The organism is Sphingopyxis sp., from assembly GCF_016793825.1.
In the GTDB taxonomy this organism is placed as follows: domain Bacteria; phylum Pseudomonadota; class Alphaproteobacteria; order Sphingomonadales; family Sphingomonadaceae; genus Sphingopyxis.
This window is the reverse complement of sequence record NZ_JAEULM010000042.1, coordinates 90,952-114,522: the sequence shown is the minus strand read 5'-3', so window position 1 is coordinate 114,522 and position 23,571 is coordinate 90,952. Positions and strand designations below refer to the sequence as shown.

The window sequence follows — 23,571 nt, the reverse complement described above, 5'->3', positions numbered from 1 at the left end:
CATTGAAAAATTCACCGTGAACCGCGGCCCGCACATCGACAAGAAGTCGCGCGAGCAGTTCGAGGTGCGTACCCACAAGCGGCTGCTCGACATCGTGCAGCCCACCCCGCAGACGGTCGACGCGCTGATGAAGCTCGACCTCGCCGCAGGCGTGAACGTCGAAATCAAGCTGGCCTGAGCCAGCGCAGCCCCGGACCTGATCCGGGGTCTCTATCGGCCAGGCGCTTCGGCGATGGCACAAGTCCGGAGCGATCCGGACCGACGATAGGGTGGATACCGCCGGACCGCTTCTTCGGAAGCATCATGGTCCGGGCTGCGTCCCCCGTCTCGCCGCTTTTCCCTGGGGAAGGTGGCACCTCAGCCCGGACGGGGCGAAGCATCGAAATTATGGGCTGGGAGGGTTCTCGTCGGGCAGGCTCGATGGGGTCCCGCAAGCCGTGCGGAATGGTCCGCCCGGCCTCTGTTGAGGAGTATGGATCATGCGGACTGGCGTGATCGCGAAGAAAATGGGGATGACCCGCCTGTTTCAGGACGACGGCCGCCACGTGCCCGTCACCGTCCTGAGCCTCGAAGGCTGTCAGGTTATCTCCGTGCGCGAACAGGAACGTGACGGCTATGTGGCCGTTCAGCTCGGCGCGGGCACGGCAAAGGCGAAGAACGTCGCCAAGCCGCAGCGCGGGTCTTTCGGCAAGGCCGAAGTCGAACTCAAGGCGAAGGTCGTCGAATTCCGCGTCGCTGACGACGCGACGCTCGATGTCGGTGCCGAACTTTCGGCCGATCACTTTGTCGCCGGTCAGATCGTCGATATCCAGGGCGTGACCCAGGGTAAGGGCTTTGCCGGCGCGATGAAGCGCTGGGGCTTCGGCGGTATGCGCGCGACCCACGGTGTTTCGATCAGCCACCGTGCGCATGGTTCGACGGGTAATCGCCAGGATCCGGGCCGCGTCTTCAAGAACAAGAAGATGGCCGGCCACATGGGCGCGCGCAATCGCACCCAGCAGAATCTCGAAATCGTCCGCACCGACGTCGAGCGCGGCCTTCTCTTCGTCAAGGGTTCGGTCCCTGGCTCGAAGGGCGGCTGGCTGATGGTTCGTGACGCGGTCAAGCTGCCGCGCCACCCCGATGCTCCGTATCCCGCGGGCATCAAGAGCGCGGCGAACGCCAATCAAGAAACCCCGGCGGATGCACCGGTAGAGACTCCGGCGGAAGAAACCGTCGTCGTCGATACCGCGACCACCGACGGCGCGCAGGAGTCCTGATCATGAAGATCAAGGTTCAAACCATCGACGGCAAGGCCGGCACCGATATCGATCTGAACGACGATGTTTTCGGCGTCGACGCTCGCGCCGACATTCTTCACCGCGTCGTTGCATGGCAGCTTGAAAAGCGCCGTGGTCCGGCCCGCGCCGCGCGCGAGCGCAGCGATGTGTCGCGCACGGGCAAGAAGTTCGGTCGCCAGAAGGGCGGCGGTACCGCGCGTCACGGCGATCGTGCAGCTCCGATCTTCATCGGCGGCGGCAAGGCGCATGGTCCGCGGGCCCGCACCTTCGGCCACTCGCTGAACAAGAAGATCCGCGCGCTCGGCCTCAAGATGGCGCTCAGCGACAAGGCGAAGGGCGGCAAGATCGTCGTTCTCGACACGCTGGAGCTCAAGGACGCGAAGACCAAGGCGCTGGCCGGCAAGCTCGGCAAGCTGGACCTCGGCAATCGCGCTCTCTTCATCGATGGCGACGCGGTTCACGAAAGCTTCGCCATGGCATCGGCCAACCTGATCGGCATCGACGCGATGCCGGCGGCAGGCGCCAATGTTTATGACATCATGCGCGCCGACACGCTGGTCCTGACCCGCGCGGCTGTCGAAAAGCTGGAGGCACGTTTCAATGGCTAAGGCAAAAACAGTCGATGCGCGTCACTATGACGTGATCCTCGCTCCGGTGATCACGGAAAAGTCGACGCTGCTCAGCGAAAATAACGCCGTGGTGTTCAAGGTCGCGAACGACGCGACCAAGCCCGCGATCAAGGCGGCCGTCGAGGCGCTGTTCGATGTCAAGGTTCTGGCGGTCAACACGCTGGTGACCAAGGGCAAGACCAAGCGCTGGAAGGGCAAGCCCTATACCCGCAGCGACGTGAAGAAGGCGATTGTTCGCCTGGCCGAAGGCCAGTCGATCGACGTCACCACGGGCGTCTGAGCGGCTCGGGAAGGCGAAAGAAAATGGCACTCAAGCATTATAATCCGACCAGCCCCGCGCAGCGCGGCCTGATCCTCGTCGACAAATCGTCGCTGTGGAAGGGCAAGCCCGTCAAGGCGCTGACCGAAGGCAAGCGCAAGACCGGCGGCCGCAACAACAAGGGTCATGTGACCTCGCGCGGGATCGCCGGCGGCCACAAGCAGAAGTACCGCTTCATCGACTTCAAGCGTCGCAAGTGGGACATGCCGGCCACCGTCGAGCGTCTGGAATATGACCCCAACCGCACCGCATTCATCGCGCTGGTGAAGTATGAAGATGGCGAACTTGCCTACATTCTCGCGCCGCAGCGCCTGGGTGTCGGCGACACGATCGTCGCGGGCAAGAAGACCGACGTGAAGCCGGGCAATGCGATGGAACTGTCGCAGATGCCGGTCGGCACGATCGTCCACAATATCGAGATGAAGCCGGGCAAGGGCGGCCAGATCGCCCGTTCGGCCGGCACTTATGCCCAGGTCGTCGGTCGTGACCGCGGTCTTGTCATCGTGCGTCTCGGTTCGGGCGAACAGCGCTACATCCGCGGCGAATGCATGGGCACGGTTGGCGCGGTGTCGAACCCCGACAACCAGAACACCAACCTCGGCAAGGCCGGTCGTGGCCGCTGGCTCGGCAAGCGGCCGCTGACTCGCGGTGTTGCCAAGAACCCGGTCGATCACCCGCACGGCGGTGGTGAAGGCCGCACCTCGGGCGGCCGTCATCCGGTGACCCCGTGGGGCAAGCCGACCAAGGGTGCCCGTACCCGCCACAACAAGTCGACCGACAAGATGATCATCCGGTCGCGTCACGCGAAGAAGAAGAGGTAAGCCATGGCTCGCTCGGTCTGGAAGGGTCCTTTCGTGGACCTTCATCTCCTCAAGAAAGCCGAAACGGCCCAGGACGGCGGCAGCTCTGCCCCGATCAAGACCTGGTCGCGTCGGTCCACCATCCTGCCGCAGTTCGTCGGGTTGACCTTCAACGTCTACAACGGCCGCAAGTTCGTGCCGGTGTCGGTGAACGAAGACATGGTCGGCATGAAGCTGGGTGAATTTGCGCCGACGCGCTTCTTCCCCGGTCACGCGGCCGACAAGAAGGGCAAACGCTAATGGGCAAGGAAAAGTCCCCCCGCCGCGTTGCCGATAACGAGGCTCTCTCGGTCGGCACGCAGATTCGCGGCTCGGCGCAAAAGCTGAACCTCGTCGCGGCGCTGATCCGTGGCCGCAAGGTCGAAGACGCGATGAACGTTCTCGCCTTCTCGAAGAAGGCGATGGCCGTCGATGTCCGCAAGGTTCTCGCCAGCGCCGTCGCGAATGCGGAGAACAACCACAATCTCGACGTTGACGCGCTGGTCGTCAAGGAAGCGAGCGTGGGCAAGTCGATCTCGATGAAGCGCTGGCACGCTCGCGGCCGCGGCAAGTCGACCCGGATCGTCAAGCCCTTCAGCCGCATCCGCATCGTCGTGCGCGAACAGGAAGAAGAGGCGTAAGATGGGCCAGAAGAGCAATCCGATCGGCCTGCGCCTGCAGGTCAACCGCACCTGGGACAGCCGCTGGTTCGCCGAAGGCCAGGACTATGGTCGCATGCTGGTCGAGGATCTGAAGATCCGTCAGTATGTGTTCAAGACCCTGCCGCAGGCCGCGATCTCGAAGGTCGTGATCGAACGTCCGGCCAAGCTGTGCCGCGTGTCGATCTATGCCGCCCGTCCGGGCGTCATCATCGGCAAGAAGGGCGCCGACATCGAAAGGCTTCGCAAGAAGCTGGGCGAACTGACCGGCAGCGACGTGTCGCTGAATATCGTTGAAATCCGCAAGCCGGAAGTCGATGCCAAGCTCGTCGGGCAGGGCATTGCGGACCAGCTCGAACGCCGTGTCGCGTTCCGCCGCGCCATGAAGCGCGCGGTTCAGTCGGCGATGCGTCTGGGCGCCGAAGGCATCCGCATCAACTGCGCCGGCCGTCTGGGCGGCGCGGAAATCGCTCGCACCGAATGGTACCGCGAAGGCCGGGTGCCGCTGCACACGCTGCGCGCCAATGTCGACTATGCCGAATCGACCGCCCACACCGCATACGGCGTGTGCGGGATCAAGGTGTGGATCTTCAAGGGCGAGATTCTCGGACACGATCCGATGGCAACCGACCGTCTGATGCTCGACGCACAGACGACCGGTGTCCGTCCGGCTCGCGATGATCGCCGCTAAGGACTGCTGACATGCTGCAACCGAAAAAAACCAAGTTCCGCAAGGCTTTCAAGGGCCGCATCCATGGTCTCGCCAAGGGTGGCACCAGCCTGAACTTCGGGTCGTACGGCCTGAAGGCGATGGAACCCGAGCGTATTACCGCGCGCCAGATCGAGGCGGCTCGCCGCGCGATCAGCCGTGCGATCAAGCGCCAGGGTCGCCTCTGGATCCGCATCTTCCCCGACGTCCCCGTGTCGTCGAAGCCGGCCGAAGTCCGTATGGGCAAGGGCAAGGGCTCGCCTGAATATTGGGCCGCCCGCGTCAAGCCCGGCCGCATCCTGTTCGAACTCGACGGCGTTCCCGGCCCCGTGGCCGCGCTGGCGTTCGAACGTGCGGCGATGAAGCTGCCGATCAAGACGAAGGTCGTTGCCCGCCTCGGCGACACCTCGCACCTGGAGGGTTGAGGGCCATGGCCAAGACCGAAGATCTGACCAAGAAGACCGACGACCAGCTCTCCGAGCAGCTCGGCGAACTGAAGCGCGAGGCGTTCAACCTCCGCTTCCAGGCCGCCACCGGTCAGCTGGAGAAGCCGTCGCGGGTCAAGGAAGTGCGTCGCACCATTGCGCGCGTCAAGACCGAACAGACCGGGCGTTCGCGCTCGGCTGCCAAGTAAGGAGACCGACCCATGCCGAAGCGCATTCTGACTGGCACGGTGGTGTCCGACAAAGGCGACAAGACCGTCGTGGTGAAAGTGGAGCGTAAGGTGAAGCACCCGCTCTACGGCAAGATCATCCGCCGTTCGAAGAAGTATCACGCCCATGATGAGAACAACAGCGTCAAGGCTGGCCAGACCGTCCGCATCGAGGAGACGAAGCCGATTTCGAAGCTGAAGACCTGGAAGGTTCTCGACACCGTCGAAACCTCGATCAAGGCCAAGGCAGCCGAAGTCTGAGGCTTCATCGTTTCACGGAACCGCCGGGACGACCCGGTAGGCCAAGGAAGAAGGAAATGCATCGATGATTCAGATGCAGTCACAATTGGAAGTCGCGGACAACAGCGGCGCGAAGCGCGTTCAGTGCATCAAGGTGCTGGGCGGGTCGAAGCGTCGCACCGCCGGCGTCGGCGATGTGATCGTCGTGTCGATCAAGGAAGCACAGCCGCGCGGCAAGGTGAAGAAGGGCGACGTGCATCGCGCCGTCATCGTCCGCACCGCAAAGGATGTGCGCCGCGCCGACGGCTCGGTCATCCGTTTCGACAGCAACGCCGCCGTGCTCGTCAACAAGAATGAAGAGCCGATCGGCACCCGTATCTTCGGCCCCGTCGTCCGCGAACTGCGCGGCCGTGGCTATATGAAGATCATCAGCCTGGCGCCGGAGGTACTCTGACCATGGCGAACAAGATCAAGAAGGGTGACACCGTCATCGTCCTGTCCGGCAAGGACAAGGGCAAGACCGGCGAAGTGACGCAGAGCCTGCCCAAGGACGGCAAGCTCGTCGTCGCGGGCGTCAACGTCATCACCCGCCACCGCAAGCCGAGTCAGGCGAACCCGCAGGGTGGTCTGGAACGCAAGGAAGCGCCGCTCTTCGCGAGCAAGGTCGCGCTCGCCGATCCCAAGACCGGCAAGCCGACGCGCGTCCGCTTTGAAACCAAGGACGGCAAGAAGGTCCGCGTGGCCGTGAAGTCCGGGGAGACGATCAATGGCTGATGCTTACACCCCCCGCATGCGCAAGCGCTATGACGATGTGATCGTCAAGGCGATGACCGAGAAATTCGGTTACAAGAATGCGATGGAAGTGCCGAAGATCGAAAAGATCACGCTCAACATGGGCGTCGGCGAAGCCACGCAGGACAAGAAGAAGGTCGAAGCGGCGGCTTCCGAGATGGAGCTGATCGCGGGCCAGAAGCCTGTCGTGACCAAGGCAAAGAAGTCGATCGCGCAGTTCAAGCTGCGCGAAGGCATGCCGATCGGTTGCAAGGTCACCTTGCGCCGCGCCCGCATGTACGAGTTCCTCGATCGCCTGATCACGATCGCGATGCCGCGCATCCGCGACTTTCGCGGCGTGTCGGCAACCAGCTTCGACGGCCGTGGCAACTATGCCATGGGCCTGAAGGAACAGATCATCTTCCCCGAGATCAACTATGACCGCATCGACCAGGTGCGCGGCATGGACGTGATCGTCACCACCACCGCTCGTACGGACGACGAAGCGCGCGAACTGCTCAAGCTGTTCGGCTTCCCCTTCCCGATCGAAGCGCAGGAAAAGGAAGCCGCCTGATCCCTTTGGGACCAGGCCGGCTCTTTCAAGAAGGAAAGAGAACTTAAGTCATGGCGAAACTGAGTTCGACGAACAAGAACGAGCGTCGCAAGCAGCTGATGAAGAAATATGCCGGCCGTTATGCGAAGCTGAAGGCGATTGCGGCAGACACCTCGCTCGACGATGGCGAACGTCTGATCGCCCGCCTCAAGATGGCGGAAATTCCGCGCAACGGTAACCCGACCCGCATCCGTAACCGGTGCGAACTGACCGGGCGTCCGCGCGCTTATTATCGCAAATTCCGGCTGTGCCGCATCCAGCTCCGCGATCTGGCCAACAAGGGCCTGATCCCCGGTGTTGTGAAGTCGAGCTGGTAAGGGACTTAACAGATGGCAATGACCGATCCCCTGGGTGATATGCTCACCCGCATCCGCAACGGCCAGACGGCGAAGAAGGACAGCGTCCTGACGCCGGCCTCGACGTTGCGTGTCCGCGTTCTCGATGTTCTCCAGCGCGAAGGCTATATCCGCGGCTACAGCGAAGAAGCGCTGGGTGCCAAGGGCCAGCACAAGGGCATCCGCATCGAACTCAAATATTTCGAAGGGCAGCCGGCGATCCGCCATGTGGCGCGCGTTTCGAAGCCGGGCCGCCGCGTCTATTCGGGTTCGAAGGAACTGCCGATCATTCGCAACGGCCTGGGCATCACCATCGTGTCGACCCCGCGCGGCGTTCTTTCGGACGCCGAAGCACGCGAACATAATGTCGGCGGCGAAGTGCTGGCGGAGGTGTTCTGATGTCGCGCATTGGTAAAAAGGCAGTATCGATCCCCAGTGGCGTCACCGCCGCGATCGATGGCGGCCAGCTGTCGGTCAAGGGGCCGAAGGGCACGCTCGCGATGCCGCTGTCCGACAACATCACCTATGAAGTCGGTGAAGGCAGCATCTCGGTGCAGCCGGCGAACGGCACCCGCGAAGCACGCGCTTTCTGGGGCATGCAGCGCACGCTGGTCCAGAACCTGATCACGGGCGTGACCGAAGGCTTCACCAAGGTCCTCGAAATCACCGGTGTCGGCTATCGCGCCAACTCGCAGGGCAAGACGTTGAAGCTGCAGCTCGGCTACAGCCACGATGTCGATTTCGCGGTGCCTGAAGGCATCGAGATCAAGACGCCGGACAACACGACGATCGAGATCAGCGGTATCGACAAGCAGAAGGTCGGTCAGGTCGCGGCGGAAATCCGTCGCTGGCGTAAGCCCGAGCCCTATAAGGGCAAGGGCATCAAATATCGCGGCGAGTACATCTTCCGCAAAGAAGGCAAGAAGAAGTAAGCCATGGCACATCTTACCACTTTCCAAAAACGTCGCCAGCGTGTCCGTACCGCGCTCCGCCAGCGTGCCGCCGGGCGTCCGCGCCTTTCGGTTCACCGCTCGGGCCGTCATATCTATGCGCAGCTCATCGACGACGCCGCCGGCGCAACGCTGGCTGCGGCTTCGACGCTCGACAAGGACGTCCGCGGCAAGACCGGCGCGACCACCGCGGCTGCAGCTGACGTTGGCAAGCGCCTCGCCGCTGCCGCCAAGAAGGCGGGCGTGACGCAGGTCGTGTTCGACCGCGGCGGCTTCCTGTTCCACGGGCGCATCAAGGCGCTGGCCGACGCGGCTCGCGAAGGCGGATTGGAGTTCTGATTATGGCAGACGAAGTACAGAACGTCGAAGGCGCTCCCGAAGCTGCCCCCACCGATGGCCAGGCCCCGCGCCGCGGCCGTGGCGGCGGGCGTGATGGCGGCCGTGGTGGCCGTGACGGTGGCCGTGGCCGCCGCGACGATCGCCGTCCGCGCGACGAAGAAGGTGGCGAAGAGCTGATCGAAAAGCTCGTCCACATCAACCGCGTCTCGAAGACCGTGAAGGGCGGCAAGCGCTTCGGTTTCGCCGCGCTCGTGGTCGTCGGTGACGGCAAGGGTCGCGCCGGTTTCGGTCATGGCAAGGCGCGCGAAGTGCCCGAAGCCATTTCGAAGGCGACCGCTGCGGCGAAGAAGGCGATGATCCGCGTTCCGCTGCGCGACGGCCGCACGCTGCACCATGACGGTCGCGGCGTGTTCGGTGCGGGCAATGTGACGCTGCGTTCGGCGCCTGCCGGTACCGGTATTATCGCCGGTGGCCCGATGCGTGCCGTGTTCGAATCGCTGGGCGTTGCCGACGTGGTGACCAAGTCGGTCGGCACCTCGAACCCCTACAACATGATCCGCGCGACTTTCGAGGCGCTCGGTGAACAGACCAGCCCGAAGTCGGTCGCGCAGCGTCGCGGCAAGAAGGTTTCGGACCTGATCAAGCGTGGCGGCGCGTCCGACCGCGCAGCCGAGGCGGAAGCCGCGGCGGTGACGGAGTAAGACCATGGCCGACAAGACAATCAAGATCCGCCAGATCGGCTCGCCGATCCGTCGTCCCAAGGGCCAGCGCGCCATCCTGACCGGCCTCGGCCTGGGCAAGATGCACCGCGAGGTCGAACTGGTCGACACGCCGGAAGTGCGCGGCATGATCCGCAAGCTTCCACACATGGTGGAAGTCATCGAGGGCTAAACGCCAGTGAAGCTCTATCGCCTGTTGACCGGTCCCGACGACGCAGCCTTTTGCGCGCGCGTCGAGGGGCTGCTCAACCGGGGGTGGCAGCTCCATGGCAGTCCAGCGATCACCAGTGTCGATGGCCGGGGCTATGTCGCCCAGGCCATTGTGATGGACAAGGCCGGCGACTATCCGGGCTTCCAGCCATCGAGTGAAATCGAACCGGACTGAAATTTTTCGGTCCCAGCGCGACAACAGCGAAAGCGAGTGCAGACAATGACGATCAAGCTTAACGAACTTCGTGACAACAACGGTGCCCGCAAGGGCCGGATGCGCGTCGGACGCGGCATCGGCTCGGGCAAGGGCAAGACCGCCGGTCGGGGCCAGAAGGGCCAGAAGGCGCGCAGCGGCGTTGCCATCAACGGCTTCGAGGGCGGCCAGATGCCGCTCCACATGCGCATTCCGAAGCGTGGCTTCAACAACATCTTCGGCAAGGATTTCGCGATCGTGAATCTGGGCCAGGTCCAGAAGCTCGTCGATGCGAAGAAGCTCGATACCAAGAAGACGATCGATCACGACGCGCTGAAGGCCGCTGGTGTTGCCCGTGGTGGCAAGGACGGCGTCCGCCTCCTCGCCAAGGGTGAGCTGACCGCGAAGCTGACCTTCGCCGTTGCGGGTGCGTCGAAGGGCGCGATCGAGGCGGTTGAAAAGGCTGGCGGCAAGGTCGAACTGCCTGAAGCCAAGCCCGAAGGCGACGGCAAGAAGGCCCAGCGCCGCGCCAAAGCCAAGGCTGAGTAAGAATTTTCGAAGGGGCGGTTCGAAAGGACCGCCCCTCGTTGCATGACGAGATCGAATCGCCGTTCGATGCGAACGGATGATGCAGCCGGTATCGACGAGCTGCGTCGCAAAATAGGCCTTTCCCCTTGCGCTTCGTGACCTCCGAACGCACATAGGCGCCGGGTCGCGGGGGGCGCGGTCCGGACTATCCGAGGAAGACACCCATGGCCTCTCGCGCCGACCAGCTTGCATCCAATCTGAATTTGTCGAAGTTCGGCCAGGCGACCGAACTCAAGAACCGCATCTGGTTCACGATCGGCGCGCTGATCGTCTTTCGTTTCCTGTCGTTCGTGCCGTTGCCGGGGGTCGATCCCGTGGCGCTGTCGCGGCTCTATTCGCAGGCGGCGTCGGGCGGCGTGCTCGATATCTTCAACACCTTTTCGGGCGGCAGTCTGGAGCGGATGAGCATCATCGCGCTCGGCGTCATGCCCTATATTACCGCATCGATCGTCGTTCAGCTCGCCTCGGCCCTCGCACCGAGCCTCGCCGCGCTGAAGAAAGAGGGCGAGAGCGGACGCAAGAAGCTCAATCAGTACACGCGCTACGGCACGGTCTTCCTGACCGCGATCCAGGGCTATTTCATCGCCGTCGGCCTCGAAACGCTTGGCGGTAGCCAGGGCATCGCGGCGGTCGTCGATCCCGGCATGATGTTCCGCATCGGCGCGGTGATCAGCATCGTCGGCGGTACATTGTTCCTGATGTGGCTTGGCGAACAGGTCACCAGCCGCGGCATCGGCAACGGCGTTTCGTTGATCATCATGGCCGGCATTCTCGCGCAGCTGCCGCGCAGCTTCGGGCAGATGTTCACGCAGGTCCGCGAAGGGTCGATGGGCGGCGGGACGATCATCGCGGTCGTCGGCGGCGCGGTCATCATCATCGCCTTCATCAGCTTCATGGAACTGTCCCAGCGCCGGGTTCTCGTCCAATATCCAAAGCGCGCGACGCAGCGCGGGGTGATGCAGGCCGACCGCAGCCATCTGCCGCTGAAGGTCAATACCGCGGGCGTCATCCCGCCGATCTTCGCGTCGTCGCTGCTGCTCATGCCGCTCACCATCACGCAGATGATGGGCAACAGCGTGTCGGGCGAATCGGCATGGGGCGATTTCCTGATCACCATGAACCAGTATCTCGCGCATGGGCAGCCGCTCTACATGGCGTTGTACGGCGCGGGCATCATCTTCTTCTGCTTCTTCTATGTTGCGGTCGTCTTCAATCCCGAAGAAACCGCGGACAATCTGAAGCGTCAGAACGGGTTTATCCCGGGGATCCGTCCGGGCAAGAACACCGCCGCCTATCTCGATTTCGTGCTGACGCGAATCACGGTGATCGGCGCGGCGTATCTCGCGGCCATCTGCCTCATCCCCGAATATTTCATCGCCCAGTCGGGTCTGCCGTTCCAGCTTGGCGGCACCAGCCTGCTGATCATCGTCAACGTGACGATCGACACGATCAGCCAGATTCAGAGCCACATGCTTGCCCATCAATATGGCGACCTCATCAAGAAGGCGAAGTTGAAGGGCGGCGTTGCGCGCCGCTGATCGAACGGCTAGGCGCGTTTCGGACAAGGCAGGGGAAACAGGGCCGTCATGACGCTGAACATCATTTTGCTTGGGCCGCCGGGAGCGGGCAAGGGTACGCAGGCTTCGCGGCTCGAGGACGAGTGCGGCATGATTCAGCTTTCGACCGGCGACATGCTCCGCGCCGCGGTCAAGGCCGACACCCCGATCGGCGTCCAGGCAAAGGCCGTGATGGATGCGGGCGAGCTTGTTTCGGACGAGATCGTCTCGGGCCTTATCGGCGAACGCCTCGACGCGCTCGGCGGGACGACCTCGGTGATTTTCGACGGCTATCCGCGTACCGCGGCACAGGCCGATGCGCTGGACGGGATTCTCGCCGCCCGCGGCCGCAAGCTCGACCATGTTATCGAGCTGGTGGTTGAAGAGGATGCGCTTGTCGATCGCATCACCGGCCGCTTCAGTTGCGCCAAATGCGGCGAAGGCTATCATGATCGCTACAAGCTGCCCAAGGTGGCGGATGTTTGCGACGTCTGCGGCAGCACGGAATTCAAGCGCCGGCCTGACGACAATGAAGAAACGGTCCGCACGCGGATGGCCGAATATCGCGCCAAGACCGCCCCGATTCTGCCGATCTACGAAGCGCGTGGGATCGTGAGTCAGGTCGACGGCATGGCGCCGATCGATCAGGTCAATGGCGCGATCGAATCCATTCTGGACAGCAGCGCCGGCTAGCCAGCCTTCTCGCCGCCTTCTATGAAGGGCCGAAAGGGGACAGGGCATGGATTTCAGAACAGGCGTCGTCGCGTCGTTGCTTTCGGTCGCGGCGTTCGTCGCGACCCCAGCGCAGGCAAAGGTCATCGACCAGAGCGACCTGGGCTTTACCGTTGCGCACACGGCGCAGGTCGCCGCCTCGCCCGAAGATGTGTGGAAGATGTTGCGGACCCCCGACAAATGGTGGTCGAAAGACCATAGCTGGTCGGGCGATGCGGCGAATTTCTGGCTCGATTCGCAGGCGGGCGGTTGCTTCTGCGAAAAACTGCCGGGAGAGGCGGGCGGCGCGATGGGAAGCGTCCAGCACGCGCGGATCATCTTCGCCAAACCCGATGAAATGATGCGGCTGTCGGGGGCCTTCGGTCCGCTGCAGAGCGAGGCCGTTACCGGCACGCTGACCATCCAGATCAAGCAAACCGCAACCGGCAGTTCGATCCGTTTCGACTATGTCGTCGGCGGCTATATGCGTTTCAAGGTCGCCGATGTCGCACCGGGCGTAGACAAGGTCCTTGGCGAACAACTGGTCGGACTAGCCAACGCGCTCGGTGGCGCGCTTCCGGTGGCGCATGATGAGCGGGACGGCGAGGCGAAGGATGCGTCCGCGAAGAGCGAACCGGGTCTCGACGCCGTCGCCGCCGATCTCGCCGATGAAGCGCCAAAGGACGCGCCCGAATCCGACTAGGCCGAAGGCTTGCCGCGCAGTTTGGCGAGGGCAGCGAAAGGCCCCGCTTGCTCTTCGCTCAGCACGCCCTTTTCGGCGAGGATGCGATCAGCGTCTGGATGACGCGGAAACGGGTCGAGCGCGAGCGACAGTGTCTGCACTGCGGCTTCGCCAAGATCGATGCGTTCGCCCTCGAGCGGCAAGACATCGCAGTCCGCGCTGCTGATCTCGACTTCTTCTTCCTCGCCGCCCGCTGCGGCGATGTCGCGCAGGAAGCGAAGATCGAAGGTTTCGTTGAGCGTCGCGGATATCGGCAGATCGGTCGCGGCGCAGCTTTGCACGACATCAGCCTCAATCGCGCCTTTCGCCTCGATCCCGCCCGCGATCGCGCGTACCTCGGCGGTTACGATAAAGCGATCGAGCGCAACGAGATCGAGCCGTTTCGCGATTCCCGCGCGCAGCTCCGCATCGACGTCCAGTTTCACGCTTCGTCCCTGCGACGCTTCGGGAACGGTCACGGGATACGAGAATTCGGGCGGCGTCACCGGCCCTGTCCCGGCAATGTGTCCGCCGCGATCAGCGCATCGACGGGCATGGCAGCCAGTCCGGCGCGAAGCTTCGCGACTTCGGTCATCACATGGGCGATCCCCGCTTCGGGCGCATCCTGACCCCTCCACAGGTTGCGGACGAGCGCTGCGCTCAGTTCGCTCGAGCCATCGGCCGCTCGGTAGGCGCCCAGGCGGCCGCCGAGTGCGCCGACCATTCGCCCGATCTGCTTGCCGACAACCATGTCGCCGAAGCCGATCTGGCGCATCTGCCCATCCATGTCATCGACGAACAATTCGGTAAGCTGGACACCGGCAAGCGCCTGATCGGGATCCTGGTCGATGCGATGCAGAACGAGTGCGAGCACGAGGCTGATCATGTCAAAGCGCCCGTCAAGCGTGTCGGGCACGCCGCCTGCGCTGTACCAATGCGGCATGCGGGCGGTGGCAACGACGGCATTCCAGAGCGGACGGCGCGCCTCGCGCGGATCGGGTTCGGACCTGAACAGCCCGCGGAGCAGGGAAAACATGCGGCAACGCTTAGGCGCATTCCGTCTGCCGGAAAAGTCCCCTCGGTCAGCTTGGCGCAAGCTTTCGGGCGGCATAAGCCGCTTGTGCGTTCCGTCCGCTTGCGGTTAAGAGGCGCGAGAACCAGTGCCCGCTTCCCGGCCAGGGAAAATGGCGCAGCGGAGATATGTTGATGTCGACCCAGAATGCCTCGTTTTCCGCCCGTCCCGTGCGTCTGGTCGTGGCGGGATTGGCTCTAGCGTTTACGGTCAGCGGCTGTGCGCAGTTGAAGGGGCGGCAGGGTTATGTCGTCGACCCCGTCCTGACCGCAGCTGTTGCCCCCGGTGTCGATAACCGCGAATCGGTCGAAAAGACGCTTGGTCGTCCGACATTTGTCGGCCAGTTCGGCGACAGCGAATATTATTATGTATCGCGCGAGACGCGGCAGCTTGCCTTCGCCAGGCCGCGCCCGGTAGCGCAGCAGGTGCTGCGGGTGCGGTTCGATCCCGCCGGCAACGTCGTTGCTGTCGACAAGACCGGCCTTGAACTGGTGAGCAAGCTCAGCCCCGAAGGCGACAAGACGCCGACGCTTGGTCGCCAGCGTAGCTTCTTCGAAGACATCTTTGGTAACATCGGTGCGGTTGGCGCGCCGGGAGCCGGTGCCGGCGGCGGATCGCAAGGCCAGTAGCACCGCGTCTTTCGGGTCGGTTGAACGTGGCGGCGCCTTTCGGGCGACCGCCACTTTTCCAATATTATTGTGCGATACCGCCTGCCGCGAGTACGGCCAGCGTGACCAGATCCGATGCGGGCGAAGCCATCGTTGCGACCTGCACCGGCTTTTCCATTCCGATCAGCATCGGGCCGATCACCGCGCCACCGCCCAGTTCGCGCAGAAGCTTGGCCGATAGGTTCGCCGACTGGAGTCCGGGCATGACTAGAACGTTGGCGGGCCCCGAAAGCCGGCAGAAGGGATAGCTTTTCATCAGGCGCGGGTTGAGTGCGACGTCGGGTGCCATTTCCCCTTCATATTCGAAGCCCGGCTGGCGCTGGTCAAGGATGTGGACCGCTTCGCGGATATTGTCGAGCCAGCTCCCCGGCGGGTTGCCGAAGGTCGAATAGGACAGAAACGCAACGCGCGGTTCGTGTCCCATGCGCCGAGCGACCTGTGCGGTGCGTTCGGCGATGTCGGCGAGCATTTCGGCTGATGGTCGCTCGTTGACCGTCGTATCCGACATGAAGATGGTGTGATGCTGGCCGACGAGGACGTGGATGCCGAATGGCGTCTTGCCCTCGGCATGATCGATCACGCGCCGCACCTCGCGCATCGATTGCGAATAGGTGCGCGTCGTACCGGTGATCATCGCGTCGGCAAGACCAAGCTTGAGCAGCAGGGAGCCGAAGATGTTGCGGTCACGATTGACCATGCGCTCGACGTCGCGGCGCAGGTAACCGCGCCGTTGCAACCGCTCGTAGAGCATGTCGACCATCTGCGGTACGTGCGGCGAATTGACGCTGTTGTGCACTTCGAAGCTTTCGGCGTCGGGAACCCCCATTGCCCGCAACTTGTCATGCAGCCCTTCGCGGCCGACAAGAACCGGAATCCCGTAGCCGCCATCGCGGAACTGGATCGCGGCGCGCAGGACGACTTCTTCCTCGCCTTCGGCGAACACGACGCGCTTCGGATTGGCGCGCGCCGCCTCGTAGGCGAGCGTGAGCACCGACGTCGTGGGATTGAGGCGCGCGCGCAGCGTGTTGCGATATTCCTCCAGATCCTCGATTGGCTGACCCGCCACGCCGGTTGCCATGGCGGCTTTCGCGACCGCAGCGGGGACGATTTCCATCAGGCGCGGATCGAAGGGTGAGGGGATGATATACTCAGGGCCGAAGCTGGACGCGCGGCCCCCATAGGCTGCGGCAACCTCTTCGGGTACCTGCTGGCGCGCGAGGTCCGCGATGGCATAGGCTGCGGCAATCTTCATCTCTTCGTTGATCGCGGTGGCGCGCACGTCGAGCGCACCGCGGAAGATGAAGGGAAAGCACAGCACATTGTTGACCTGGTTCGGATAGTCCGAGCGGCCGGTGGCGATGATGGCGTCGGGACGCGCTGCACGCGCATCGGGCGGTGAGATTTCGGGATCGGGATTTGCCATCGCGAAGATGATCGGCGCCGGCGCCATGTCCCGCACCATTTCGGGCTTCAGCGCACCAGCGGCCGACAGGCCGAGGAACACGTCGGCGCCGACCAGCGCTTCGGTCAGATTGCGTGCTTCGGTCGGCACGGCATGTGCCGACTTCCACTGGTCCATGCCTTCCGTGCGGCCCTGATAGATCGTGCCTTTGCGGTCGCACATGATGACATTTTCGTGCCGCACACCCATCGCCTTGATCAGGGCGGTGCAGGCGATCGCCGCGGCGCCGGCGCCGTTCACGACGACCTTGACCGTCGAGAGGTCGCGGCCGGTCAGATGGCAGGCGTTGATCAGGCCGGCGGCGGTTATGATCGCGGTGCCATGCTGGTCGTCATGGAACACCGGGATATTCATCTTCTCCTTGAGCGCCTGCTCGATGATGAAGCAATTCGGTGCCGCGATGTCTTCGAGATTGATCCCGCCGAAGCTCGGTTCCAGGAGCGCGACGGCGTCGATGAACGCCTGCGGGTCTTCGGTATCGACCTCGAGATCGATCGAATCGACGTCGGCGAAGCGCTTGAACAGCACTGCCTTGCCTTCCATCACCGGTTTTGAAGCGAGCGCTCCGAGATTGCCGAGGCCGAGGATCGCGGTGCCGTTCGAGATGACCGCGACAAGGTTGCCCTTGATCGTATAATCATAGGCCGTGGCGGGGTCCTCGGCGATCGCCTTTACCGGAACCGCAACACCGGGCGAATAGGCCAGGCTGAGATCGCGCTGAGTCGCCATCGGTTTCGATGCGACGATTTCGATTTTCCCGGGACGCCCATATTCGTGATAAAGCAGGGCCTCGCGGTCCGAAAACTGCACCTTGCTCCCGCTGTCCATCCTTTTTTCCCCTATACTCGATTGTCGGACGCGCGCCCGAGGCCAATCCCTAGCGTCACGAACCGCGATTGTAACGGCCAATGTTGCGGTCGTGCGCCTTGCCATGGCGTGGCCATCGACTAAGCAGGGTCGGATGTCCGCCACCATCCGTACCGCCGCCAACAGCAACAGCGTTCCTGCCGCCACACCGATGATGGCGCAATATTGGTCGCTGAAGGAAAAGGCAGGCGACTGCATGCTTTTTTACCGCATGGGCGACTTCTTCGAACTTTTTTTTGACGATGCCAAGGCGGCCGCTTCCACACTCGACATTGCCTTGACCGCGCGCGGCGAGCATGGCGGCGAGCCGGTGCCGATGTGCGGTGTCCCTGTCCATGCCGCCGAATCATACCTTGCCCGGCTGATCAAGGCAGGGCACCGCGTGGCGATCGCCGAACAGGTTGAAAGTCCGGCAGAGGCGAAAGCGCGCGGCGGGTCGAAGGCGCTCGTCCAGCGCGCGATCGTGCGCTTCGTCACGGCGGGGACGCTCACCGAGGAATCTTTGCTCGAAGGACGCAGTGCGAACCGCCTCGCTGCGCTGGCACAGGTCGGCAGCGACATCGAAGTGGCGATTGCCGCGGCGGATATTTCGACGGGGCGGTTCGAGGTTGTTGCCGTGCGCCCGGAGGCCATCGATGCCGAACTCGCGCGGCTGGCGCCCACGGAGCTGCTCGTCAGCGAGGCCGCCGACCATGTCCCCGACTGGGCCGCGCGTCAGGTCGTGCGCCGCCCGCAAGCTGATTTTTCGAGTACGGGGGCGCAAAGGCGCCTCGAAAGTTTCTTCGGCGTCCAGACGCTCGACGGCTTTGGTGCGTTCTCGCGCGGCGAGATTGCGGCGATGGGAGCCATTGCCGCCTATCTCGACCATGTCGGTACCGGTCAGCCGATCTTTCTTCAGCCACCGCTGCGGCACCAGGCGTCGGGTCGGATGGCGATTGATGCCGCGACGCGCGAGAGTCTGGAACTTGTTCGCACGATGGCAGGCGCGCGTGACGGCAGCCTGCTTGGGACGATTGACCGTACAGTGACGGCGGCGGGCGCGCGCATGCTTGCCGACGATCTCGCCAGCCCGCTCACCGACAGGGGGGCGATCGTCGATCGGCTGGATCTTGTCGACGCGCTGGCGCGCGATGCCTTGTGGCGCGGCGATCTGCGCGCGGCGCTTCGCGCGCTGCCCGATGCGGGCCGTGCACTCGGCCGGCTCGTTGCCGGGCGTGGTGGCCCGCGCGATCTGGCTCAACTCCGCGATTCGCTGGGGGGTGCGCGGTTGCTGCGCGAACGCCTTGCACAGCGACCCGACCTGCCGCCCTTGCTCGCGCACCTGCTGCCAGGCCTCGACGGACATGGCGCGCTCGTCGACGAACTGACGCGGGCGTTGATCGAAACTCCGCCGGTCGATGGCGCGCAGGGCGGCTTTGTCGCAGAAGGCTATGACCACGCGCTCGACGCGCTTCGCGAGACGGCGCGCGACGGCCGCAAGGCCATCGCCGCTCTCGAGGCGCAATATCGCGATCGCACCGGCATCGCATCACTCAAGATCCGTCACAATGGGGTACTCGGCTATCATGTCGAAGTGCCGGCAAAACATGCCGACACGCTGATGGCGCCCGATTCGGGTTTTACCCATCGCCAGACGCTTGCGGGGGTCGTGCGCTTCAACTCCTCCGACCTCCACGAGGCCGCGAGCCGGGTCACGCAGGCGGGCGTCCACGCCGTTGCTGCCGAGGCCGCGCATTTCGAAACGCTGACCCATGCGGCCGTTGCCCGCCGCGAAGCGATTGCCGCGAGCTGCGATGTCCTGGCGCGGATCGATGTCGCCGCCGCGCTCGCCGACCACGCGATGAGCCACAGTTGGTGTCGCCCCGATCTGGTGGACGACCCGTGCCTTGACATCGTGGGCGGACGGCATCCGGTGGTGGAGGCGGCGCTGGCGAAGTCGGGCGACCGCTTCGTGCCCAACGACGTGTCGCTGTCGGAGGCCGATCGGCTCTGGCTCGTCACCGGTCCGAACATGGGCGGCAAATCGACCTTCCTCCGACAAAATGCCCTGATCGTGGTGCTCGCGCAGGCTGGTGGTTTCGTCCCCGCGGCGTCGGCGAAGCTCGGGCTCGTCGACCGTCTCTTCAGTCGCGTCGGCGCCAGCGACAATCTCGCGCGCGGCCGCTCGACCTTCATGGTCGAGATGGTCGAGACCGCCGCTATTCTGGCGCAGGCAACGCCCCGGAGTTTCGTCATTCTCGACGAGGTCGGACGGGGAACCTCGACCTATGACGGCCTGGCGCTCGCCTGGTCGGTGGTCGAGGCGGTGCACGAGATGAACCGGTGCCGCTGTCTCTTCGCGACGCACTATCACGAACTGACGCGCCTTGCCGAAACGCTGGACGCGCTGTCCCTCCACCACGTTCGCGCGCGCGAATGGCAGGGTGATCTGGTCTTGCTTCACGAGGTCGCCGAAGGGCCGGCGGATCGCAGCTATGGTCTCGCCGTGGCGCGACTCGCGGGGGTTCCCACCGGCGTCGTGAAGCGGGCGGAGGCCGTCCTTGCGAAGCTGGAGGCGGGGCGCGAGGCGACTGGGGGTCTTGCTGCGGGGCTTGACGACCTGCCTCTCTTTGCCGCTACGCTTGCTGCGGCTCCGCAGGCGGCGAAGGACTCGCTGCGTGAGGCGCTTGCGGCGATCGATCCCGATGCGCTCGCGCCGCGGGAGGCACTCGATGCGCTGTACCGGCTCAAGACCTTGTTGATCGCGGAACAATGAGCGGTCTCGCGGATGATCTCGACGACCGGCGCGCGATCATCGATCGCCGTGCGCTTTCGGACCGGCTCGACGATATAGCGGCAGAGGCGCATGATTCGGGTGCGCGCCGCCGTGCGATGGTCGCGCTGCTCCGGGACGCGCTTGATGCAGGGCGGGAGGAGATCGACCGCCGGCTGCTCGCGCATCCCTCGTCGGGTCGCCTCGCGGCGAGCGCGACCGCCTTCCTGATCGACCAGATCGTTCGCCTGTCGCACGATTTCACCGTCGATTACCTTTATCCTGCCGGCAATCGCTCCGCGGGGGAGCGGATCACCCTGATCGCGGTCGGCGGTTACGGGCGCGGCGAGATGGCGCCATACAGCGATATCGATATTGGCTTCCTCACCCCGTTCAAGCAGACGAGCTGGACCGAGCAGGTGATCGAGGCGCAGCTCTATACCTTGTGGGATCTCGGGCTGAAGGTGGGGCATAGCTCGCGCTCGATCGACGAGATGATCCGTGCAGCGAAAGAGGATCTGACCATCCGCACGGCGCTGCTGGAATCGCGTTTCATTTGGGGGGACCGGCCACTCTATGATCAGGCGGCGGCCCGGTTCGATGCCGAGGTGGTCGCCGGCAACGCGCGGGCCTTCGTTGCCGAGAAGCTGGCCGAGCGCGACGAACGACACCGTCGGATGGGTGATTCGCGTTACGTCGTCGAACCCAATGTGAAAGAAGGGAAGGGCGGGCTCCGCGATCTCCATACGCTGTTCTGGATCGGGAAATTCATTCACCGCGTTCGCACGGTCCCCGAGCTTGTCGATGCCGGCCTGCTCACGGGTCGCGAGCTGCGCCAGTTTTCGCGGGCCGAAAATTTCCTGCTCGCAGTGCGCTGTCACCTTCATACGCTGGCGGGACGCGCCGAGGATCGGCTGACCTTCGACTTCCAGCGTGAAATCGCGCAGCGCATGCACTTCGCGGAACGGCCGGGGAAAAGCGCGGTCGAGCGCTTCATGCAGCTCTATTTCCTCCACGCGAAGGCGGTCGGCGACGTCACCGGAACCTTTCTGGCCCACCTCGACGAACAGATGGCATCGCGCGGGCGCCGCTTCCTGCCCACGATCCGGCGGCGCCCCGGCAAGCTTGGCGGTTTCGTTCTCGATCGCGGTCGGCTGGCGCTGCCCTCCGACGATTTCTTCGAGGCCGACCCGGTGCGGCTTATCGAGATCTTTGCGCTTGCCGACAAACATGGCCTCGAAATCCACCCGCAGGCAATGCGGCAGGCGCGTCACGACGCAAAGCTGATCGAGACGCAGGGGGTGCGTCGCAATGCGCGCGCCAACGAGCTTTTCCTCGACGTGCTGACCAGCCGGCGGGATCCGGAGACGGTGTTGCGCTGGATGAACGAAGCGGCAGTGTTTGGCCGGTTCGTTCCCGACTTCGGGCGCGTCGTCGCGCAGATGCAGTTCGACATGTATCACCATTATACGGTCGATGAGCACACGATCCGCGCGATCGGACTCCTCGCCGACATCGAACAGGGCCGATTGAAGGACGATCATCCACTCTCGACCGTCATCATGAACCAGCTTCATTCGCGGCGCGTGATCTATGTGGCGGTGCTGCTCCACGACATCGCAAAGGGGCGCGGCGGCGACCACAGCGTACTGGGCGCCGAACTCGCGCTGCGCGTCTGTCCCCGGCTCGGATTGAACGAGGCGGAAACCGAGACGGTCTCATGGCTGGTGCGCCATCATCTGCTGATGTCGGCGACCGCCTTCAAGCGCGACCTTGCCGACTTCAAGACGATCCTCGATTTCGCGCAGGTGGTGCAATCGCCCGAGCGCCTTCGCCTGCTGCTCGTCCTTACCGTGGTCGATATCCGCGCTGTCGGGCCCGGTGTGTGGAACGGCTGGAAGCGCCAGCTCCTGACCGAATTGTACGACGCCGCTGAGGAAGTTCTCCGCCTGGGTCACAAGCAGCGCGGCCGGGAGGCGCGGATCGAGGCCAAGAAGGAAGCGGTCGCGGGGCTGCTGGCGCTGGAGGACAAGGTGTTCGCCCGGCTCGTCAAGCGGCTCCCTGAAAGCTACTGGATCGCCGAGCCGGTCGAAGTGATCGCGGCCAATCTTCGGCACATCCAGGAAGCCGGCGACGGCCCGCTCCATATCGCGGCGGTGCCTGACGAGGATCGCGGCGCGACGCTGGTGATGGTGCTGGCCGCCGATCATCCGGGCCTGTTCTACCGGATGGCGGGTGGCATCCACCTGGCGGGTGGCAACATCATCGATGCGCGCATCCACACGACGCGCGACGGCCTCGCGCTCGACAATTTCCTCGTCCAGGATCCTCTCGGCCGGCCATTCGCCGAAAGCGGCCAGATCGCGCGCCTGACCCGCGCGATCGAGGACGCACTCGCCAACCGACAGAAACTGCTTCCAAAACTGGAAGCGCGCGCTCTGCCGCGCACCCGCGCTGAAGCCTTCCGCATCGCCCCCAACGTCTTCATCGACAACAAGGCCTCGAACCGATTCACGGTGATCGAGGTCAATGCGCAGGATCGTCCCGCGCTTCTCAACCAGCTCGCTTATGCGCTCTTCCAGTCAAAGGTCACGGTGCATAGCGCACATGTGGCCACCTATGGCGAGCGCGCGGTCGACACATTCTATGTCACCGACCTGATCGGCGACAAGATCGACAGTAGCGCGCGTGTGAAATCGCTCGAGAAGCGCCTGCTCGAAGCGGCTGGAAGCCGGAGCGAGGAGGCGGTGGCGGCCTAGACGCCGGGAGCCGTCATCGCGGCAGCCGCCGCCAGCAGCCCGCCGTTGAAACGCTGCGACAGTGGCGCATCCGGGATCGCGTTGAAGGCATGGATCGCGCCGGCATAGCTGTGCAGGTCGACGGGGACGCCCGCCGCGACGAGGCGACGCGCATAATCCAGATTTTCGTCGAAGAAGAGGTCGAGGCTGCCGGTCGCGATATAGGCGGGAGGCAGGTTCGACAGATCGTCGGCCAAGCTCGGTGAAAACCAGCCGCGCCGTGCGTCGTCGATCTTGTAATCGCCCTGCAGCGCCTGCCAGCCGAAGCGATTGCTCGCGCGCGTCCAGATGAATTCGCCGGTCGTCGGATTGTTGTAAGGGCAGGCATCACTGCCGGTACGGTGATCGAGCATCGGATAGGTGAGAAGCTGGCCGGCGATTGCGGGACCGCCCAGATCCCGCGCCATGATCGCCAGCGCGGCGGCCAATCCGCCGCCTGCGCTCTCGCCGGCGACGATGATCCGGCTGGCATCGAAGCCAAGCGCGCCCGCCTGGCTGGCGAGCCATGTCAGAACCGAATGGCAATCTTCCTGTGGCGCGGGAAAGGGGTTTTCGGGAGAAAGGCGATATTCGACCGATGCGACGGGTACTCCGGCGGCAGCGGCCATTGCCGCAGGTCCGGCCTGCATCTGTTCGACCGATCCCATCACCATGCCGCCACCATGGATGTGCAGGATGGCGCCGCTATCCGGGCGCGTTCCCGCCGGACGAAACAGAAACACCGCTATGTCGGGCCCGCCATGGATCGACGGCACCACCAGCCTTTCCGGCGCGATGACCGGGGGAGGGAGGATCGAATAGGTCTCCGCCGCCTTTGCCCGGATCTGGTCGATCGGGGCCGAGGTGAGATCAACCCGCGGAAACAGGTCGATCAGCGGCACGATCTGCGCGTCCACGAGGTGGCGGGTGTCCATATCAA

Annotated in this window: 32 protein-coding genes; 28 read left to right on the top strand and 4 right to left on the bottom strand. The window is 64.1% G+C overall.

Annotation, left to right across the window (positions count from 1 at the left end):
• The 25 genes from rpsJ to JNM03_RS12740 all read left to right on the top strand — a co-directional run.
• Window positions 1–178, top strand: a 178-nt coding sequence (gene rpsJ / locus JNM03_RS12860) for a 30S ribosomal protein S10 (RefSeq protein ID WP_287409224.1), incomplete at its 5' end; no start/stop codon positions are given.
• A 301-nt stretch (window positions 179–479) separates the two neighbouring features.
• Window positions 480–1,259 (top strand): 50S ribosomal protein L3, encoded by a 780-nt coding sequence (rplC, locus tag JNM03_RS12855; RefSeq protein ID WP_294037127.1) that lies wholly within the window; start codon window positions 480–482, stop codon window positions 1,257–1,259.
• Between the two features lie 2 nt (window positions 1,260–1,261).
• The gene (gene rplD / locus JNM03_RS12850) at window positions 1,262–1,888 is read left to right on the top strand and encodes a 50S ribosomal protein L4 (protein ID WP_294037126.1); all 627 of its coding nucleotides are present in this window, start codon (window positions 1,262–1,264) and stop codon (window positions 1,886–1,888) included.
• Window positions 1,881–2,189 carry a 50S ribosomal protein L23 gene (locus JNM03_RS12845; RefSeq protein ID WP_294037124.1) on the top strand — a complete coding sequence of 103 codons (309 nt, stop codon included), beginning with the start codon at window positions 1,881–1,883 and terminating at the stop codon, window positions 2,187–2,189. Before rplD ends, JNM03_RS12845 begins: the two co-directional genes overlap by 8 nt.
• Before the next feature lie 23 nt (window positions 2,190–2,212).
• Window positions 2,213–3,049: a 50S ribosomal protein L2 gene (gene rplB, locus JNM03_RS12840; protein ID WP_257546138.1), complete on the top strand. Its 837-nt coding sequence runs from the start codon at window positions 2,213–2,215 to the stop codon at window positions 3,047–3,049.
• 3 nt (window positions 3,050–3,052) lie between these two features.
• Entirely contained in the window at window positions 3,053–3,328 is a 276-nt protein-coding gene (rpsS, locus tag JNM03_RS12835) for a 30S ribosomal protein S19 (protein WP_037556370.1), read from the top strand.
• Window positions 3,328–3,708, top strand: coding sequence for a 50S ribosomal protein L22 (gene rplV / locus JNM03_RS12830; RefSeq protein WP_054589690.1), 381 nt, complete (start codon window positions 3,328–3,330; stop codon window positions 3,706–3,708). The genes rpsS and rplV overlap by 1 nt, the downstream gene beginning before the upstream one ends.
• Window position 3,709: 1 nt before the next feature.
• On the top strand, window positions 3,710–4,417 hold the full coding sequence (gene rpsC, locus JNM03_RS12825; protein WP_294037120.1) for a 30S ribosomal protein S3: 708 nt from the start codon (window positions 3,710–3,712) through the stop codon (window positions 4,415–4,417).
• An 11-nt stretch (window positions 4,418–4,428) separates the two neighbouring features.
• A complete protein-coding gene (gene rplP, locus JNM03_RS12820; RefSeq protein ID WP_294037118.1) occupies window positions 4,429–4,860 on the top strand; it encodes a 50S ribosomal protein L16 in 432 nt (143 codons plus the stop codon).
• A 5-nt stretch (window positions 4,861–4,865) separates the two neighbouring features.
• Window positions 4,866–5,069 (top strand): 50S ribosomal protein L29, encoded by a 204-nt coding sequence (gene rpmC / locus JNM03_RS12815; RefSeq protein ID WP_294037117.1) that lies wholly within the window; start codon window positions 4,866–4,868, stop codon window positions 5,067–5,069.
• A 12-nt stretch (window positions 5,070–5,081) separates the two neighbouring features.
• Entirely contained in the window at window positions 5,082–5,348 is a 267-nt protein-coding gene (gene rpsQ / locus JNM03_RS12810) for a 30S ribosomal protein S17 (RefSeq protein ID WP_294037116.1), read from the top strand.
• Between the two features lie 64 nt (window positions 5,349–5,412).
• Entirely contained in the window at window positions 5,413–5,781 is a 369-nt protein-coding gene (gene rplN / locus JNM03_RS12805) for a 50S ribosomal protein L14 (protein ID WP_011543078.1), read from the top strand.
• Window positions 5,782–5,783: 2 nt separating this feature from the next.
• The gene (gene rplX / locus JNM03_RS12800) at window positions 5,784–6,101 is read left to right on the top strand and encodes a 50S ribosomal protein L24 (protein WP_294037114.1); all 318 of its coding nucleotides are present in this window, start codon (window positions 5,784–5,786) and stop codon (window positions 6,099–6,101) included.
• Window positions 6,094–6,672, top strand: coding sequence for a 50S ribosomal protein L5 (gene rplE, locus JNM03_RS12795; protein ID WP_294037112.1), 579 nt, complete (start codon window positions 6,094–6,096; stop codon window positions 6,670–6,672). The genes rplX and rplE overlap by 8 nt, the downstream gene beginning before the upstream one ends.
• A gap of 50 nt (window positions 6,673–6,722) precedes the next feature.
• Window positions 6,723–7,028, top strand: coding sequence for a 30S ribosomal protein S14 (gene rpsN / locus JNM03_RS12790; protein ID WP_294037111.1), 306 nt, complete (start codon window positions 6,723–6,725; stop codon window positions 7,026–7,028).
• Window positions 7,029–7,040: 12 nt separating this feature from the next.
• Window positions 7,041–7,445, top strand: a complete 405-nt coding sequence (gene rpsH, locus JNM03_RS12785) for a 30S ribosomal protein S8 (protein WP_037515661.1) — start codon at window positions 7,041–7,043, stop codon at window positions 7,443–7,445.
• Entirely contained in the window at window positions 7,445–7,978 is a 534-nt protein-coding gene (gene rplF / locus JNM03_RS12780) for a 50S ribosomal protein L6 (RefSeq protein WP_294037108.1), read from the top strand. Before rpsH ends, rplF begins: the two co-directional genes overlap by 1 nt.
• 3 nt (window positions 7,979–7,981) lie before the next feature.
• A complete protein-coding gene (rplR, locus tag JNM03_RS12775) occupies window positions 7,982–8,335 on the top strand; it encodes a 50S ribosomal protein L18 (RefSeq protein ID WP_294037106.1) in 354 nt (117 codons plus the stop codon).
• A gap of 2 nt (window positions 8,336–8,337) precedes the next feature.
• Window positions 8,338–9,036, top strand: coding sequence for a 30S ribosomal protein S5 (rpsE, locus tag JNM03_RS12770; RefSeq protein ID WP_294037104.1), 699 nt, complete (start codon window positions 8,338–8,340; stop codon window positions 9,034–9,036).
• Between the two features lie 4 nt (window positions 9,037–9,040).
• The gene (rpmD, locus tag JNM03_RS12765) at window positions 9,041–9,226 is read left to right on the top strand and encodes a 50S ribosomal protein L30 (protein WP_294037103.1); all 186 of its coding nucleotides are present in this window, start codon (window positions 9,041–9,043) and stop codon (window positions 9,224–9,226) included.
• Between the two features lie 6 nt (window positions 9,227–9,232).
• On the top strand, window positions 9,233–9,439 hold the full coding sequence (locus tag JNM03_RS12760) for a DUF1737 domain-containing protein (RefSeq protein ID WP_294037102.1): 207 nt from the start codon (window positions 9,233–9,235) through the stop codon (window positions 9,437–9,439).
• 45 nt (window positions 9,440–9,484) lie between these two features.
• Window positions 9,485–10,006, top strand: coding sequence for a 50S ribosomal protein L15 (gene rplO, locus JNM03_RS12755; RefSeq protein WP_294037100.1), 522 nt, complete (start codon window positions 9,485–9,487; stop codon window positions 10,004–10,006).
• A gap of 203 nt (window positions 10,007–10,209) precedes the next feature.
• Window positions 10,210–11,583: a preprotein translocase subunit SecY gene (gene secY, locus JNM03_RS12750; RefSeq protein ID WP_294037098.1), complete on the top strand. Its 1,374-nt coding sequence runs from the start codon at window positions 10,210–10,212 to the stop codon at window positions 11,581–11,583.
• Window positions 11,584–11,637: 54 nt separating this feature from the next.
• The gene (locus tag JNM03_RS12745) at window positions 11,638–12,294 is read left to right on the top strand and encodes an adenylate kinase (protein ID WP_294037134.1); all 657 of its coding nucleotides are present in this window, start codon (window positions 11,638–11,640) and stop codon (window positions 12,292–12,294) included.
• Between the two features lie 46 nt (window positions 12,295–12,340).
• Window positions 12,341–13,015 carry a hypothetical protein gene (locus JNM03_RS12740; RefSeq protein WP_294037096.1) on the top strand — a complete coding sequence of 225 codons (675 nt, stop codon included), beginning with the start codon at window positions 12,341–12,343 and terminating at the stop codon, window positions 13,013–13,015.
• Here JNM03_RS12740 and JNM03_RS12735 read toward each other — a convergent pair.
• Window positions 13,012–13,539: a YceD family protein gene (locus JNM03_RS12735; protein WP_294037094.1), complete on the bottom strand. Its 528-nt coding sequence runs from the start codon at window positions 13,537–13,539 to the stop codon at window positions 13,012–13,014. The two genes, JNM03_RS12740 and JNM03_RS12735, sit on opposite strands and share 4 nt — an antisense overlap.
• Window positions 13,536–14,069, bottom strand: coding sequence for a ubiquinol-cytochrome C chaperone family protein (locus JNM03_RS12730; RefSeq protein ID WP_294037092.1), 534 nt, complete (start codon window positions 14,067–14,069; stop codon window positions 13,536–13,538). The genes JNM03_RS12735 and JNM03_RS12730 overlap by 4 nt, the downstream gene beginning before the upstream one ends.
• 170 nt (window positions 14,070–14,239) lie before the next feature.
• Here JNM03_RS12730 and JNM03_RS12725 point away from each other — a divergent pair, with 170 nt between their 5' ends.
• Window positions 14,240–14,734: an outer membrane protein assembly factor BamE gene (locus tag JNM03_RS12725; protein ID WP_294037090.1), complete on the top strand. Its 495-nt coding sequence runs from the start codon at window positions 14,240–14,242 to the stop codon at window positions 14,732–14,734.
• Window positions 14,735–14,798: 64 nt separating this feature from the next.
• Here the strand turns inward: JNM03_RS12725 and JNM03_RS12720 are convergent, their stop codons facing one another.
• The gene (locus JNM03_RS12720) at window positions 14,799–17,063 is read right to left on the bottom strand and encodes an NADP-dependent malic enzyme (RefSeq protein WP_294037088.1); all 2,265 of its coding nucleotides are present in this window, start codon (window positions 17,061–17,063) and stop codon (window positions 14,799–14,801) included.
• A 133-nt stretch (window positions 17,064–17,196) separates the two neighbouring features.
• On the opposite strand from JNM03_RS12720, the gene mutS reads away from it, so the two are divergent.
• Both mutS and JNM03_RS12710 read left to right on the top strand, forming a co-directional pair.
• On the top strand, window positions 17,197–19,857 hold the full coding sequence (gene mutS / locus JNM03_RS12715; protein WP_294037086.1) for a DNA mismatch repair protein MutS: 2,661 nt from the start codon (window positions 17,197–17,199) through the stop codon (window positions 19,855–19,857).
• Complete coding sequence (locus JNM03_RS12710) at window positions 19,854–22,613, top strand: [protein-PII] uridylyltransferase (protein WP_294037084.1); 2,760 nt, start codon at window positions 19,854–19,856, stop codon at window positions 22,611–22,613. Before mutS ends, JNM03_RS12710 begins: the two co-directional genes overlap by 4 nt.
• On the opposite strand, the gene JNM03_RS12705 is transcribed toward JNM03_RS12710, so the two are convergent.
• Window positions 22,610–23,566, bottom strand: a complete 957-nt coding sequence (locus JNM03_RS12705; protein ID WP_294037082.1) for an alpha/beta hydrolase — start codon at window positions 23,564–23,566, stop codon at window positions 22,610–22,612. The two genes, JNM03_RS12710 and JNM03_RS12705, sit on opposite strands and share 4 nt — an antisense overlap.
• Window positions 23,567–23,571 lie beyond the last annotated feature (5 nt).

Excerpts from the sequence above, each read along its gene's own strand:
- rplC (WP_294037127.1), top strand. The coding sequence starts at position 480 with ATGCGGACTGGCGTGATCGCGAAGAAAATGGGGATGACCCGCCTGTTT.
- rplD (WP_294037126.1), top strand. The coding sequence starts at position 1,262 with ATGAAGATCAAGGTTCAAACCATCGACGGCAAGGCCGGCACCGATATC.
- JNM03_RS12845 (WP_294037124.1), top strand. The coding sequence starts at position 1,881 with ATGGCTAAGGCAAAAACAGTCGATGCGCGTCACTATGACGTGATCCTC.
- rplB (WP_257546138.1), top strand. The coding sequence starts at position 2,213 with ATGGCACTCAAGCATTATAATCCGACCAGCCCCGCGCAGCGCGGCCTG.
- rpsS (WP_037556370.1), top strand. The coding sequence starts at position 3,053 with ATGGCTCGCTCGGTCTGGAAGGGTCCTTTCGTGGACCTTCATCTCCTC.
- rplV (WP_054589690.1), top strand. The coding sequence starts at position 3,328 with ATGGGCAAGGAAAAGTCCCCCCGCCGCGTTGCCGATAACGAGGCTCTC.
- rpsC (WP_294037120.1), top strand. The coding sequence starts at position 3,710 with ATGGGCCAGAAGAGCAATCCGATCGGCCTGCGCCTGCAGGTCAACCGC.
- rplP (WP_294037118.1), top strand. The coding sequence starts at position 4,429 with ATGCTGCAACCGAAAAAAACCAAGTTCCGCAAGGCTTTCAAGGGCCGC.
- rpmC (WP_294037117.1), top strand. The coding sequence starts at position 4,866 with ATGGCCAAGACCGAAGATCTGACCAAGAAGACCGACGACCAGCTCTCC.
- rpsQ (WP_294037116.1), top strand. The coding sequence starts at position 5,082 with ATGCCGAAGCGCATTCTGACTGGCACGGTGGTGTCCGACAAAGGCGAC.
- rplN (WP_011543078.1), top strand. The coding sequence starts at position 5,413 with ATGATTCAGATGCAGTCACAATTGGAAGTCGCGGACAACAGCGGCGCG.
- rplX (WP_294037114.1), top strand. The coding sequence starts at position 5,784 with ATGGCGAACAAGATCAAGAAGGGTGACACCGTCATCGTCCTGTCCGGC.
- rplE (WP_294037112.1), top strand. The coding sequence starts at position 6,094 with ATGGCTGATGCTTACACCCCCCGCATGCGCAAGCGCTATGACGATGTG.
- rpsN (WP_294037111.1), top strand. The coding sequence starts at position 6,723 with ATGGCGAAACTGAGTTCGACGAACAAGAACGAGCGTCGCAAGCAGCTG.
- rpsH (WP_037515661.1), top strand. The coding sequence starts at position 7,041 with ATGGCAATGACCGATCCCCTGGGTGATATGCTCACCCGCATCCGCAAC.
- rplF (WP_294037108.1), top strand. The coding sequence starts at position 7,445 with ATGTCGCGCATTGGTAAAAAGGCAGTATCGATCCCCAGTGGCGTCACC.
- rplR (WP_294037106.1), top strand. The coding sequence starts at position 7,982 with ATGGCACATCTTACCACTTTCCAAAAACGTCGCCAGCGTGTCCGTACC.
- rpsE (WP_294037104.1), top strand. The coding sequence starts at position 8,338 with ATGGCAGACGAAGTACAGAACGTCGAAGGCGCTCCCGAAGCTGCCCCC.
- rpmD (WP_294037103.1), top strand. The coding sequence starts at position 9,041 with ATGGCCGACAAGACAATCAAGATCCGCCAGATCGGCTCGCCGATCCGT.
- rplO (WP_294037100.1), top strand. The coding sequence starts at position 9,485 with ATGACGATCAAGCTTAACGAACTTCGTGACAACAACGGTGCCCGCAAG.
- secY (WP_294037098.1), top strand. The coding sequence starts at position 10,210 with ATGGCCTCTCGCGCCGACCAGCTTGCATCCAATCTGAATTTGTCGAAG.
- JNM03_RS12740 (WP_294037096.1), top strand. The coding sequence starts at position 12,341 with ATGGATTTCAGAACAGGCGTCGTCGCGTCGTTGCTTTCGGTCGCGGCG.
- JNM03_RS12730 (WP_294037092.1), bottom strand. The coding sequence starts at position 14,069 with ATGTTTTCCCTGCTCCGCGGGCTGTTCAGGTCCGAACCCGATCCGCGC.
- JNM03_RS12725 (WP_294037090.1), top strand. The coding sequence starts at position 14,240 with ATGTCGACCCAGAATGCCTCGTTTTCCGCCCGTCCCGTGCGTCTGGTC.
- JNM03_RS12720 (WP_294037088.1), bottom strand. The coding sequence starts at position 17,063 with ATGGACAGCGGGAGCAAGGTGCAGTTTTCGGACCGCGAGGCCCTGCTT.
- mutS (WP_294037086.1), top strand. The coding sequence starts at position 17,197 with ATGTCCGCCACCATCCGTACCGCCGCCAACAGCAACAGCGTTCCTGCC.
- JNM03_RS12710 (WP_294037084.1), top strand. The coding sequence starts at position 19,854 with ATGAGCGGTCTCGCGGATGATCTCGACGACCGGCGCGCGATCATCGAT.
- JNM03_RS12705 (WP_294037082.1), bottom strand. The coding sequence starts at position 23,566 with ATGGACACCCGCCACCTCGTGGACGCGCAGATCGTGCCGCTGATCGAC.